This is a genomic window from Faecalicatena contorta (assembly GCF_001404335.1).
GTDB classification, from domain to species: domain Bacteria; phylum Bacillota; class Clostridia; order Lachnospirales; family Lachnospiraceae; genus Faecalicatena; species Faecalicatena contortus_B.
On sequence record NZ_CYZU01000008.1, the window covers coordinates 1 to 13,387 of the forward strand.

Below are 13,387 nucleotides of genomic sequence, written 5' to 3' on the forward strand. Positions count from 1 at the left end.
TCGTCCGCTATAAGGCGTTTTAAACCGACCATACAGGCCGGAGGGCTTGCCGCTTACAGTCCGCTTGGCTGGTTCATCCGATCGGCAGGAAAGAACTCGTTGCTAAGTTGGGAGCCCGAAACGGGGGCGGCGGATAGGAGTGGCTATGCGGATTGCGTACCTTGCTCTTCTTTTCGGGGGGATGATTCCTTCCAGACGAAAGAAAGGAGGGTGCTATGTGGTTACATATTCTGATCTGATTCAGTTTAGTATACTCATAGTTGCCCTTGTAGGTCTGTGTTATCAGATATTCAGGGACAAAAAGAAATAGCCGCCACTACTACCAATAGTGACGGCTGCTTTAAATAGTAACTTCACATAATAAAGGGGTAAGCCGCTTTCGGTCTCCCTTTTGTATTTTTACTATACTATATTTACATAATAATTTCAAGTACTATGCCTTCATTTCGGGATAATATAAACCAATTACAAAAGTAAAATGTAACAGTTCAGGCAAGCATGAACTGTTACAGTAAAAGTACTCTGCATTTTGTTTCCTGATTGTCACTGTATTCATAGACTGTCTATTTCAGGCCCTGAATAAAGTTCGTTCTAAAAGTATCTATCAACACAAAATGATACATTAAGAACAGCGAAAACCCCTGCAGTGTCGGCAACAGGGGTTTCGTTGTTTTTATAGTTATCTAAAGGAATGAGGGGATATCGAACTGGTTTATATCGTATTATAAAATGCTACAAATCCCGGAAATCCGGGTTTTTCTTAATTTAGTAAACATATAAGTTGTTATATTTATTTGTCCCGATTTGACCAACAAGTTGGGTTTTGGCTAAGAAGGGTTAATAACAGAGTGACAACGATATAAGGTAATGTTATAATACATATATAATAAAAGTATCGAATAATAGTTAAAAATTAAAAAGGGGGATGGTCCTATGTCAAGATTTAGTACAAGTTAAAATGAGGTTTTCCTCATCTTAACTTGCCATCAGCAATTCGTCTTTCTGGATTCTACGATACAGTTCTTCATAATCATTTGGAGACATATAGTCACAATGGCTATGAATACGTTTTGTATTGTAGAATGCTTCCAGATATTCGAAGACCAATCGGTACGCATGATCATAATCGCGGATTTTGAAGCGGTTCAGCCATTCACGTTTGATCAATGAATGGAATGATTCAATACATGCGTTGTCCCAAGGATAAGCTTTTTTCGAATAGCTACACTGTATACCGGCAGTTATCCTCTTGTATTCTTTGGATACATACTGGCTGCCACGATCGGAATGCAGAATCAATGGTTCTTCGATTTTACGTCTTGCTTTAGCTTTATTTATTGTTTCAATCACGCAGGATACTTCCAGTGTTTTAGAAAGTGTCCAGGCAATGATTTTTCTGGAATATAAATCCATAATACTGGTTAGATAAACAAATCCGTCTATCGTCCAGATATATGTGATATCAGAACACCAGACAGCATTTGGGCGTTCCGGATTAAACTGTTCATCAAGGATATTTTGCAATTCGCTACTGAAGTCAGAATCTTTTGTGGTAATAGTCCATGGTTTTACCCATTGTGCTTTGATTCCCATTTGCCTCATGTATTTACCAACTGTACGTTCAGAGATTATTTCCCCTGATTTTCGCAGTTCTTTGGTAATCTTTGGGGCACCGTAATTCTGTTTTGATTCATCATAAATATCCTTGATTTTGGCTTTTACCGTTTCACGACGCTGTTCAGCGTTTGAAGGAACATGTTTTAGCCATGCACGGTAACCAGAACGGGAAACGCCGAGATATTTCAACATTCCGGAGACAGAAACCCGGCGTCCAGCCTTATGGGCAGTTTCTGCCTTCTCAGCAACTTCGAGATAAATGGCTTCCGTCATTTTCCCAGAATGTTGATTGCTTTTTTTAGTACATCAAGAGCGTCCTGTGCATCACGAAGTTCACGTTTTAATCGTGCGATTTCTTTTGCTTCATCAGAAGCATAATTACCGGAACCACGGCATTCAATATCACCTGTCTCACGTAGCTCCTTTTGCCAACGTGATAATGTTTGTTGACTGATTCCTAAATTTGATGCACAGCCCTGCAGTCCTAAGTCTCTGTGATCATGATAATACTGGACTGCATCCAGTTTAAACTGTTTGTCATAGTGCTTTGCCATAATGAGATCCTCCTTCAGTGCGGTACCTACATTGTACCATGAAATATTAGATTAGGAATTCTCATTTTGACTTGTACTATTTATATTCTAGCACCAGGAATGATTAGCTTATGCATGAGAAAACAAGTTTTTATCAAATAGTCAAAGAAAATTTACAGGGGAAATGGTGTGATGGTTTAGCTATGTTAGATTTATCAGACCAAGACGTTACCATCTATAATATTTTTTCGGCAAATGGCAAAGAAATCAGAATAGATGAGTATCCAATATTGTTACATGAAAAGATTTTTTCAAAAGTTGTTGAAACAGATTATAAGCAGGCGATTAATCAGTTCAAAATAAATAACTGTGATATTATTAGTCCCAAAGTATCAACGGATGAGGTTATCACATTTGAGGGATATAAAAGTATTCAATATGGGCGAAATGTTTATTCTCATGAACGGAATGGTAAAATTATAGTAAATGATACGCATCATTTTGATAACTTAGATGAAATTATTAATTCTGGTCTTATAAGTGAAAAAGAAATTGCAGGTAAATGGTTGGTGTTTTAGCCAATTAATGTTTTATAATTGCAATTAAAAAAGATACTACAAATTCAACAAATGTTTTGTAGTATCTTTATTTTATGGGTTCTACTATAAATTCCATTATATCTGATACATCACATTCCAATATCGCACACAATTTATTAATGGTATGAGCAGAAACGCTTTCGCCTTTCTTCATAGAATAATTTGAACGTGAAAATCCTCTTTTTTCGAGTTCATAGGTACTTATATTTTTTCGTTTCATTGTCTGGAACAATGGTTCGTAGCTAATCATATGTACACCTCATATAACAATTATATGCGTATACTCGGATATTGAACATGTACGAGAATCCACACATACAAGGCTATTCTTCATCTTCAACATATTCTATAATGTCAGAGACAGAGCACTTCAAGATTTTACAGAGTTGATTAATTGTATTTGTACTAACACTATTACCTTTCCGAATGGAATAGTAGGTGGCTTTTGGAAAACCTTTCTTAAATAAGGCATAAGACGTAATTCCTTTTGCGGACATTGTTTCAAAAAGTGGTTTATAACTAATCATTTGAACGTCCTTTCCTCTATCATATGAAATAATTGTAAAGTTATACTCGAATATTGAAAATGTAAGAATATCCGAGTATAAAAAAAGAGGAGCATCGCCAATGTATATTGAAAAAGGACTGGAAAAAATAACTTCAAGCATAAGTCCAAAAGAATTATTAGATGAAGCAGGGAGTGATAGTGAAAAGCTACAATTTGAACAACTGCTAAAATTATTTGACGAAGTACTGGAATAATCCGAAGATTACACATTGTTTACTTCCCTAAGTTGGGTTATGTCGCTATTGACGGTAAATACATGCCCGGCTGTAAAAGTGATTTTGTAATAAGCAAAATCATGTTTCAGCAATTCTTTCCCACACCAAAAGAAATGGCACACAGCTTAATAGAGAACCTACGCTGGCAATGGTATATGAAGAATGGAAGACTCGTGTGTACGGATCATTACAAGTCAATCTTGGAAATGGATAACGAACTTTCAGAGAATGAATATCCAGAATATTTTCAAATACTAAAGAGATATGAACTTGAAATAGATAAAATTATGGGGAGTAGAGCCAATAGAGGGCATAGGACAAGTGGATGGAGTCCTTGTTGTTACCGGAATGGAAACACGGAGAATCTAAAATGTTACTTTTCACAGTGTTTGTGATGTACTATAGTTAAGAAAAGGAGGTTACGCTATGGCATTGAATGATAATATACGAAAGCTGCGGGAGGAAAACAATCTTACCCAGCAACAATTAGCTGACAGGCTATATGTTTCCAGACAAACTGTCTGCCGGTGGGAAAATGGTTCGAGATGTCCGGATTTGGTTACTGCTAAGAAATTAGCGATTGCATTCGATGTAAGTTTAGACGAACTGATTTCTGATGAAGATATAGAAAGTTCTAAAGATGATTTGGGCTTCTGGAAATCAGAGAGGCTTAAAGACAGAAAAAGACTGCACGGATATCAAAAACTTATTTTAAAATGTATTCAGATTGTAGGCGCAATATATATTGTGATTTCTGTGTTTTGTAGAATACAATTAGATATAAGGGTTCCCGTATGGTGTACTCTTACAGGACTTTGTATTGCAGGTGCGGCATTTGTAATAAACTATCTGTTATCCAGGAAATTGGATCATCTGTAAATTCAAATCCAAAGCGGGGGGCATTATTTTCAGAGCAGCGAAAACCCCTGCAGTATCGGCTGCAGGGGTTTCGTTGTTTTTATAGTTATCTAAAGGAATGAGAGTAAAGTGTGATGTCCTGGGCTTCCCCGGACATCAATACTTTATGAGGGGGGAGATAGTTGTTTATCAACTATCTAAGTACAAGTATAAGGGGTAAATGTGCATAAAGTATGTCGATTCTATAAAAGAAGTGGAAAAAATATTATAGAATTCTAAAAACTATATTACTAAAAAGTTCCAGAGTCTCCCGGCGTCAATACTTCGGCGGGTTCCAGCACATCTCAAAGTAAAAAATTACACTCCCCCTTCATCATTTACTTAGCCTGGCTTTCCAGCCATGCGGAAGGTGTCATTCCTGTTTCGTTTTTAAAGATCCGGCTGAAATAACGCGAGTCTTCGTATCCTACGGATTGGGCAACGGATTTGATATTGATATCCGGGTTTTTCAGCAGGATTTCTTTTGCGCGGGACATTCTTAAAACGGTCTGATACTGAATCGGAGAAGTCCCATACTCTTTTTTAAAAAGCCTGTTGATATAGGATGCTGTATATCCGAAGCGCTCTGACAGGTCGGTCATGGATACCTGCTGGCTGTAGTTCTTTTCCATATACTCCGCAATCCGTGCGCAAAGCGTGCTTCCGGTGTAATGGGAGGAGGCATTTTTCCAAAGTGATTTGAGCGATTCTGTGAGGCTGGAAATGCATTCCTCGGGCGCTTTCATTGTGGGGATCCGGCTGCAAAATTCTGCTTCTGCAATGGTACAGTCCTGCATACTGATTTGAAAACTATTGTGCATTGCCTGATAGACCAGATGGATACACGGATGAAATACAGCGGAGGGGAAGTGCAGGATATCCGGAAACATACGGCCGATGCACTGCAGAAAGGCGGCTTCGTTGTTGAGTGTAAACAGGATCTGCATATCCCTGAGAACGGCTTCGGACTGCCCGCTTTGCATATCTTCTGTACTGCCCGCTATTTTGGCTTCCTGCACAAAAGGCCGTGCCAGCCGCTGGGTAAGCGTGCGCAGATGGCGGGCGGTTTTCCAGAGATCCTGGTAGGGGATCAATTCCGGGCTGGAGAGAACAAAAAACGGTAAATCATGAAAACAGGCGGTAAGATATTTCTTCAACAGGATACAAAAGTAGTCTGCGGAAAAATGGGCTGTGTCCATATGCAGGATGAGGAATTTCTGTATCGGCAGATGTTCATCGATCAGCCAGAGATGCTCGATTTCCCCGGCGTTCTCAAAACACCTGGCAAAATCGGTTTTCTGCCAGAGCAAACCGGTATCCTCAGTACAGAACATGGGCGCCCCCTCTACGGACGGAGGCAGATTTCCAAGAGTTATGTGAAACAGAAGAAATCCGCCTTCACTGAACATATAGGGAATGTCGGAATCTATGGAATTGTTCAGGGCAAGGGAAAGAATTTCCCGCCCGTCCATTCTACGCTCTTCGTCAATTCGTGCACAGAGCCCGCGCAGAAGGCCGCAAAGTGTCTCCTGCTCTACCGGTTTCAGGAGGTAATCTTCAACGCCGTAGCGGAGTGCCGTGCGAGCATATTCAAAATTGCTGTACCCGCTTAAGATGATGATATGGACGCTGGGAAAGGATTCTTTTACCTGACGGATTAGTTCGAGCCCGCTAAGCCCGGGCATTTCGATATCTGTAATCAGAATATCCACGTGGGTATGGCCCAGAATCTCCAGGGCCTCCATTCCGGAGGACGCCTTTCCGGCAATCCGGATGTCCGGAGAGGCGCCCTGCACCTTTTTGGCGATGTTATTTAAAATAATTGGCTCATCTTCTGCGACCAGTACAGAGAATGTATTATTTTGTTTCATCTAGAATTCCTCCTATGGTAATAGATACGCCTTCGTATATGGAATCGGGAGGCACTTTGTTTTCCAGCTGAAAGGTGAACTGACTGCTGTAATAAAGTTTTAGGCGGAGATAAATGTTAACCAGCCCCATTCCATTGATGCTGAGGGCCGGATGCTGCTGCTCCGGATTCATATCAGCAATTCTGTCCCTGATCATCTTCAGAGCCTCCTCTGAAAATCCATTCCCATTATCCCGGATATTGGCATACCAGCAGCCATCTTCGCTCCAGATACGTATTGAAATCTTCAAAACCCGATCCGGGCTGCGTGAATATTTTACACAGTTTTCTACAATAGGCTGCATCCTGCAATGGCATATAGGTTCTTACGGAATTCCCAGTGGCTGGCAACATTGTGCTGCTTCTTATTTCCTGTACCCTTGAGTGTGTCTGAAAAGTGCTTCCTGTGTGTAAGCAATATATAACGAATTAACGATCAGAATTAACGAAATCGTTAATTCTTGAAAATTATAGTTAATTCTATTGGAGATACAGTTAATTATTGATTTTATAGTCGAAATATTTTATAATAAATTCAACATCTTTAAGGAGGTCGTGTTAATGCAAACTGAAGCTCTCAAAAAACTGGTTTTAGATATAAAAAACCTGAAAACAGAAACGCAAACAATTGAGTTAAAAGCAGCTATGAAAGGCTGTCCCACAAGATTATTTGATACTCTTTCTTCGTTCTCCAATCAAGATGAAGGCGGCATTCTCATTTTTGGTGTTGATGAATCAGATAACTATGCAATCAAAGGAGTGTATGATGCTCAGGATCTACAAAAAAAAGTTACCGAACAATGCAAGCAAATGGAACCTTCTGTCCGTGCATTGTTTACCGTGTGCGATATTGATGGCAAGACAGTTGTATCTGCTGAAATCCCCGGTGTTGATATTTCCGAACGTCCAGTATTTTACAAAGGAGTAGGGCGCATTAAAGGTTCTTATGTTCGTGTTGGTGAGTCTGACGAGCTGATGAGTGAATACGAGATATACAGTTATGAAGCTTTTCGTAAGAGAACTCGTGATGATATTCGCACCATAGAAAATGGGAAACTAAATATGATTAACAAAAAACGGATGGAAGATTATCTGACCACTGTGAAAAATGAGCGTAAAAATCTTGCCGAAAATGTTACCGAAGATGAAATTTTGGAACTTATGGGAATTACCAATGGAGGTGTTCCTACGCTTGCTGGACTTATGACATTTTCAAAATATCCGCAGGGTTATTTTCCACAGCTATGTATTACCGCGGTATCTCTGCCGGGAACGGAGCAAGGAACGATTGGCGATGATGGAGAGCGCTTTATAGATAATAAGCGTATTACAGGTGCTATTCCAGATATGCTCGAAGAAGCAGTTGAATTTGTACGCAAAAACAGCCGTACCAAAACAATTATTGATGACAACGGCCGCAGAGCCGACAAACCGGAATATCCGATCAAGGCAGTTCGTGAAGCAATCCTCAACGCTTTGGTACATCGTGATTACAGTATTCATACTGAAAATGTACCAATACGCATTGAAATGTACCGTGACCGTATGGAAATCATCAACAGCGGTGGATTATACGGAAAAATCTCTATAGACGCACTCGGCAAAGTGCGTCCAGAAACAAGAAACGCTGCACTTGCTAATATGCTTGAGCTTCTGAACGTGACTGAGAATAGATATTCGGGCATCCCTACTATGCGTAGTGAATTTGCCAACGCCGGACTTCCTGCGCCGATTTTCTCGGCTGTTCACGGTGAATTTAAAGTGGTTATGAAGAACGGTTTATTTGCAGAAACAATGCCTGTTTCTGATTCGCTTGTAGAGTTTTGCGCTACTCCCCGAACAAGAGCCGAGATCGTTGTATTTGTAGGAAAGTCAAAGAATTATGTCATGTCGCAAATTGTCAATCCGCTTGTGGAAAGCGGCAAGCTGAAAATGACAATACCGGAGAAACCGAAAAGTCCAAAGCAACAATTTGTGAAAGCGTAATTATTATCCCAGATATATCTTTTTCTCAAGCCACAGTTCGTCGGGCTTTTACTGTAGCGCTCTAATGCGAAAGGTGCATAAATTCCTTCGGTGAATGCCCGCAGAACGCTTTAAACCGCTTACTAAAGTAGAAGACGTCCGTATAGCCGACCATTTCTGCAACCTCTGCGACTTTATACTGTCTGGTTTTCAGCAGGTTCTTTGCCTCTGTCATGCGCAGGGTCGTGAGAAACTGCAGGATGGAGGTATGATTTACCTTTTTAAACACGCTGCCCATATAAGAAACAGTCAGGTTAAACTGTTCTGCCAGATTTGCAACGCTTAATGACGGTTCCTGGTAGTGCTCCATCAGATAATTGATAATGCCCTGGCTGAGCCGGATGTCCGACGGAACTGCATCGGCGCTTCGCATATAATTCAGTCCATAGCCGCTTAAGGTAGCCTGGATTTCTTCTAATTGGTATTCTTCTGCTATGACAGATTGTGCATAATCCCGCGGAAGAGGGCGGCAGTTTTTCCGGGAAGAGGACAAAATGGAGAAAACGCTGCATATTTCCATTACTGCCATATGGAGGTAATCTGCGGATTTTGCCATTCCAATCGAGCCAAACAAGGTTACCATATAATCATGGAACCCCGCCGTATCCCCGGCATTTAGTAAACGTGTCAGGGACTGCCGGATGGAATCGATGTCCACAATGCGGTCTGACGGGGAATCCGTCTCTTCAAAAACCTGGCTCACAGCGGAAGAAGAGAGCTCGCCTGCAGCAGAGAAAAAACGTGCGTCCAGCCGGTTTAATGCCTGTTTTCTGTAAGGCATCCAGTCTGTATCTGCCGCAAAAAGTTCCCCGAAATAGTAAAAGTGGGGTTCTGCAAATGCACGGAAAAATCGTTTACAATGATACCGGCAGAGCGGTTCCGGCACATCATCCTCCAGAAAAAGCTGGATATAAAAAATGTGATCGCTCTCGATAAAATATTCGCACTCTATTTCCTGGGCGCGCAGGGCTGAAATCAGTTCTCCTGCGGCCGGGGCACTGTCAGCGTCCACATAAAAAGTGTAGAATGCAGAGTAACGGATCCCGGCAAATTCACGGTACAGGGACTGCATGGAATGGAACGTGTCTTTTCCGCGCAGGACCGCGTTGAGCCGTATGTTTTTTTCATAGTGGGAAAGGCTGTCCAGGCGGTTTTGCTCCTGCCTGCGTTCGTCTATTCTGCGGATGCAGTTTTCGAGGGTGGTATTTAAAGTATCCGCTTCTACCGGTTTTAAAAGATAATCAAATACCTGATAGCGAAGCGTTGTCTGGGCATATTCAAAATCACTGAACCCGGAGAGGATAATGACCTTAGTTTCGGGGTGATTTTCGTGTATAACCCGTGCTGCCTCCAGGCCGGAGACCTTTGGCATACGGATGTCCAGAAGGACGATGTCGGCGTGATGCCCGGACAGATAATCCAATACCCCCTGGCCATTTTCGAAATCACCTGCCAGTTCCAGCCGAAGCCCTTCGTAATCAATAATCTTAAGTAGTTTTTTGCGAATATAAAACTCGTCGTCTGCAACAATAATCTTATAGCTCATGTTCTGCCCCTTCCTCTCCTGGTATTATGATAATCGTTCTAAGACCGCCCTGTTCCCGGTTCTGCATGGTAAGTCCATAGTGATCACCATAATACATCTGAATCCGTTTTTGTATGCTTTGGATACCAAAATGCCCTTCCCCGGAAATATTTTGAAGATTCAAAGCTTCCTCCGGTATCCCGGGACCATTATCTTCAATCACGAATTTAATGTCGGAATGACACATCAGCACCCGCACCGTGATATGGCCGAAGCCGTCCAGCTCTTTTACACCGTGATAAATGCTGTTTTCAATGATTGGCTGCAAAAGCAGCTTCAGGCAGCGGCGCGCACGGATCTCCCCGGGACAGTCCACAGAAAAGGAGAATTTGTCCACATAGCGGATCTGCATGATATTGACATATGCCTGCGTCAGCTCCAGCTCCTCTGCAATGGAGACGATCAGATTACCGCCGCTTAAGCTGTGCCGGTAGAATTCGGACAGGTTTGAGACAAGCCGGATAAGAAGCGCGGTTTCATCCAGTTCCGCCAGTGACCCGATATTGTCCAGTGTGTTATACAGAAAATGGGGATTCACCTGCTGCTGCAGAAGATCCAGCGATAATTTGTCTTTGGTCTTCTGGGCGACAATCAGATCCTGGGTGAGCTTTTCCTGGGACAAAAGCATACTGTCAAACTCCTGGAATAAAAGATGAAAATCCACGTCTTTGGGAGCATTGTTCAGCGGACTCCAGTTTCCCTGCTTTACCTTTTGGATATGTGCAATCAGGAGATACAGCGGTTTTGTAATCGTTTCGCTGACTTTTCTGGATATTACCATGGAGAATGCCAGGAACAGCAGATAAATCAGTACTGTTATCATAAGAATGCGGTACAGCGGCTGGAAAAAGGCGGAGAGTTTCACTTCATTTACGATAAACCAGTCCAAATCATGGATGTATGATACAAAACAGATAGACCCATTTCCTGTGTAAAACTGCTTGGGAATGCTGCCGCCCTGATTGGCGATGGGGGCAAAGCGTTTATTTAACGGATAGGTGCCGTCTGTGCTTACAATGTTCCCCGACCGGTCTGTGATCAGCAGTTTACTGGTCTCTGAGGTATTGGCGGTATATAGCGCCGCGATATCCTGTTCGGCAATGGAGATCTCAATATAACCCAGCTTTTTCCCGGTTGCAATCTCATAGAAAGGGCGCAGCAGTGACAAGGTCTGTACCTCGGTCTTCATGTTGAAATTGGAAAACTTTTGTGTAATGGCATAAACACTCTGGCTCTCTGCGCCGAGGGTCTCAAGAGGCGCGGGGGATAAAGCGGTTGCGGTTGAAGCAATGCAGGTATAATCATCCGCATAAATGGTTGCGGAGTGAATATAGGGAATTGTCTGAAGAAACTTCCTCATCTCGGAGCGCAGGAGAGTCCGGTCCGCCTCCGTGTATAGTTCAAAGGGGTCAGACCCCTTTGAGGCCTCCGCGTAGTTCCTTCCGGAATCTTCATACTTGATGACATTTTTCTGGATCATGGTATCGCTGATCATCATTCTGGAATAATTGTCCAGAGAGTCCAGATAAAAATTCAGCTGCTTGTTCACTGCGTTCAGCTGGAGGGCGGAGGATTCCGCCTGTACGGAGAAAAAATGGCCGTAAAAAATAAAGGACATGATGATCAGAAGCAGGACGGTCACGGAGGTGGTCAGGCTGCTCATGGAGAGAAAAAATTTGGTTTTGAGGGGGGCTTCCCGTTTTTGTATCTGCATATATACCCCTGCCTTCTGTAGTGGTAAAATTACTATAATATGTATCATTTTCATATGTCAAGAATATCGGACAAGGTTTATTTTTTCACAGGGGAAATGTACATGCCGCCTAGATTTTGTCCATTTTAATATGCCTGGTTTGCGGTTAGAATAGCAGCATAAAGGTAACAGTTACAGCCCGGTCTGAATTGTTACGCATAAAGTAACAGCTCAGGCCTGCCTGCACTGTTACAGCATAAAGCAGCCGGGGGCCATCCCGGCAGGTTAATAGTTATAACAAAACATAGGTGAGAAAAGGAGAATCATGATGGCAAGAAGGAGACATGTAAAAAAGAAAGTCATATCCATGCTGCTGGCGGCAGCGCTTGGGGCAACAATGTTAGCAGGATGCTCAAGCGGTAATAAGGAAGCTGCGGATAAGGGGAAAGAAACGGGGGATAAGGTGACAATCCGTATCTTAACAAGAATTGCGGGAACCTCCAAACAGACGCAGATCTACAATGAGATACTGGACGAGTTCAAGGAATCCCATCCGGAGGTTGAGATTGTGGATAACTCTCAAAGTGAGGAAAGTGCATTTAATAACCTGATTGCTTCGGATATTGCCTCCGGCGATATGGCAAATATCTTCCGGATTCAGGGTGTTGCGAATCTGGCGGATTATATTGACAACGGCCTGATTAAGGACGTCTCAGATTATCTGGAAAAAGACCAGGAATGGGGCGGCGGTTTCACAGAGGGCGCGCTCAATTACTTTAAAGTTCCGGGCCACGATGGAGTATATGCAATTCCAATGGAATCCGGTACGATTAGTTTTTACTATAATAAAGATCTGCTGAGCAAGGCCGGGATTGATCAATTTCCGGAGACCTGGAAGGAGCTGCTGGACGCAGTTGCAAAACTCAAAGAGACGGGCGTGATCCCGATTGCAATGGGCGCACAGTCCACTTATATGGCTGGACATCTGCATGATTCCATTTTTTACAAATGGCTGGGGACGGATGCTGCAAAAGAGCTTGGAAGCAGGGAAATGAACTGGACGGATCAGGGTGTGGTAGAGACGCTGCAGTTTGTGAAAGATCTGATTGATGCAGGTGCGTTCGACCCCAATGCGGCTGGTCTTACTGATGAGATGGCGCTCACCCAGTTCCGGGAGGGACAGGCAGCCATGGTTCTGACCGGGCTTTGGAACAGTGACAGCTTTTTGGATGAGACGCTGACCCCGGTTTCTGATCAGATTGAGACTGCAAATTTCCCTTATTTTGAGGAAAAACCAGAGTTTAAAAATGAAAATATGCAGACAATTGGTTCCTATATGATCAGCGGTCAGCTGGAAGGAAAAGAGCTGGATCTGACAATGGAGCTGATAAGGATGCTGACTGATAAAGACGCAGCCAAGAGATTTGCTGAGGAGGCAGGCGTTCTGATCCCGAGAAATGACATCGATCTGGATGAGACAAAGGTTCCAAGGCTTCTGGCGGACAATATCAAACTCTGTGAGAATAATACCGGTATCGGAGTAGATGTGTTTGATTTTGACCCGATTCCTTCTATGATGGACCGGACAAGGAATTCTATTGTGAGTATGTTTATCAATGCATCGGCGGAAGATGCGGCAAAAGAAATTCAGGCAGAAGTGGATGCGGCACAGTAAATGAAAGCCATCTGTCCGGGAGATGCGGCTTGGGCCCGCGTTCCCGGAGGGTGGCTCGTTTTATACCTCTG

Annotated in this window: 14 protein-coding genes; 6 read left to right on the forward strand and 8 right to left on the reverse strand. The window is 42.7% G+C overall.

The genetic code is table 11. From position 1 onward, the window contains the following. Nucleotides 1-181: 181 nt before the first annotated feature. The gene (locus ARB69_RS28235) at nucleotides 182-310 is read left to right on the forward strand and encodes a putative holin-like toxin (RefSeq protein ID WP_334291936.1); all 129 of its coding nucleotides are present in this window, start codon (nucleotides 182-184) and stop codon (nucleotides 308-310) included. A 665-nt stretch (nucleotides 311-975) separates the two neighbouring features. Here the strand turns inward: ARB69_RS28235 and ARB69_RS05470 are convergent. Beyond that, the gene (locus ARB69_RS05470; RefSeq protein ID WP_055151734.1) at nucleotides 976-1,890 is read right to left on the reverse strand and encodes an IS3 family transposase; all 915 of its coding nucleotides are present in this window, start codon (nucleotides 1,888-1,890) and stop codon (nucleotides 976-978) included. Then, on the reverse strand, nucleotides 1,887-2,171 hold the full coding sequence (locus ARB69_RS05475; RefSeq protein WP_009245215.1) for a transposase: 285 nt from the start codon (nucleotides 2,169-2,171) through the stop codon (nucleotides 1,887-1,889). Before ARB69_RS05475 ends, ARB69_RS05470 begins: the two co-directional genes overlap by 4 nt. Before the next feature lie 110 nt (nucleotides 2,172-2,281). Here ARB69_RS05475 and ARB69_RS05480 point away from each other — a divergent pair, with 110 nt between their 5' ends. After that, nucleotides 2,282-2,728 carry a hypothetical protein gene (locus ARB69_RS05480; protein ID WP_055151737.1) on the forward strand — a complete coding sequence of 149 codons (447 nt, stop codon included), beginning with the start codon at nucleotides 2,282-2,284 and terminating at the stop codon, nucleotides 2,726-2,728. Nucleotides 2,729-2,795: 67 nt separating this feature from the next. On the opposite strand, the gene ARB69_RS05485 is transcribed toward ARB69_RS05480, so the two are convergent. After that, a complete protein-coding gene (locus ARB69_RS05485) occupies nucleotides 2,796-2,999 on the reverse strand; it encodes a helix-turn-helix domain-containing protein (RefSeq protein ID WP_055151740.1) in 204 nt (67 codons plus the stop codon). 73 nt (nucleotides 3,000-3,072) lie between these two features. Then, nucleotides 3,073-3,417 (reverse strand): helix-turn-helix transcriptional regulator, encoded by a 345-nt coding sequence (locus ARB69_RS28240; RefSeq protein WP_334291935.1) that lies wholly within the window; start codon nucleotides 3,415-3,417, stop codon nucleotides 3,073-3,075. On the opposite strand from ARB69_RS28240, the gene ARB69_RS27885 reads away from it, so the two are divergent. Then, the gene (locus ARB69_RS27885) at nucleotides 3,377-3,511 is read left to right on the forward strand and encodes a hypothetical protein (RefSeq protein WP_278312360.1); all 135 of its coding nucleotides are present in this window, start codon (nucleotides 3,377-3,379) and stop codon (nucleotides 3,509-3,511) included. The two genes, ARB69_RS28240 and ARB69_RS27885, sit on opposite strands and share 41 nt — an antisense overlap. 447 nt (nucleotides 3,512-3,958) lie before the next feature. Continuing rightward, the gene (locus ARB69_RS05495; protein WP_055151746.1) at nucleotides 3,959-4,411 is read left to right on the forward strand and encodes a helix-turn-helix transcriptional regulator; all 453 of its coding nucleotides are present in this window, start codon (nucleotides 3,959-3,961) and stop codon (nucleotides 4,409-4,411) included. 356 nt (nucleotides 4,412-4,767) lie between these two features. Here ARB69_RS05495 and ARB69_RS05500 read toward each other — a convergent pair whose 3' ends face one another. Then, nucleotides 4,768-6,300 carry a response regulator transcription factor gene (locus ARB69_RS05500; RefSeq protein WP_055151749.1) on the reverse strand — a complete coding sequence of 511 codons (1,533 nt, stop codon included), beginning with the start codon at nucleotides 6,298-6,300 and terminating at the stop codon, nucleotides 4,768-4,770. Beyond that, a complete protein-coding gene (locus ARB69_RS05505) occupies nucleotides 6,287-6,643 on the reverse strand; it encodes a sensor histidine kinase (protein WP_055151752.1) in 357 nt (118 codons plus the stop codon). The genes ARB69_RS05500 and ARB69_RS05505 overlap by 14 nt, the downstream gene beginning before the upstream one ends. Before the next feature lie 256 nt (nucleotides 6,644-6,899). On the opposite strand from ARB69_RS05505, the gene ARB69_RS05510 reads away from it, so the two are divergent. Next, nucleotides 6,900-8,324: an ATP-binding protein gene (locus tag ARB69_RS05510; protein ID WP_055151755.1), complete on the forward strand. Its 1,425-nt coding sequence runs from the start codon at nucleotides 6,900-6,902 to the stop codon at nucleotides 8,322-8,324. 61 nt (nucleotides 8,325-8,385) lie between these two features. Here ARB69_RS05510 and ARB69_RS05515 read toward each other — a convergent pair whose 3' ends face one another. Both ARB69_RS05515 and ARB69_RS05520 read right to left on the reverse strand, forming a co-directional pair. Then, the gene (locus ARB69_RS05515) at nucleotides 8,386-9,909 is read right to left on the reverse strand and encodes a response regulator transcription factor (protein ID WP_055151758.1); all 1,524 of its coding nucleotides are present in this window, start codon (nucleotides 9,907-9,909) and stop codon (nucleotides 8,386-8,388) included. Continuing rightward, nucleotides 9,899-11,662, reverse strand: coding sequence for a cache domain-containing sensor histidine kinase (locus ARB69_RS05520; protein ID WP_055151761.1), 1,764 nt, complete (start codon nucleotides 11,660-11,662; stop codon nucleotides 9,899-9,901). The genes ARB69_RS05515 and ARB69_RS05520 overlap by 11 nt, the downstream gene beginning before the upstream one ends. A 307-nt stretch (nucleotides 11,663-11,969) precedes the next feature. On the opposite strand from ARB69_RS05520, the gene ARB69_RS05525 reads away from it, so the two are divergent. Further along, nucleotides 11,970-13,316 (forward strand): ABC transporter substrate-binding protein, encoded by a 1,347-nt coding sequence (locus tag ARB69_RS05525; protein WP_055151764.1) that lies wholly within the window; start codon nucleotides 11,970-11,972, stop codon nucleotides 13,314-13,316. The last annotated feature ends 71 nt before the right edge of the window (nucleotides 13,317-13,387 follow it).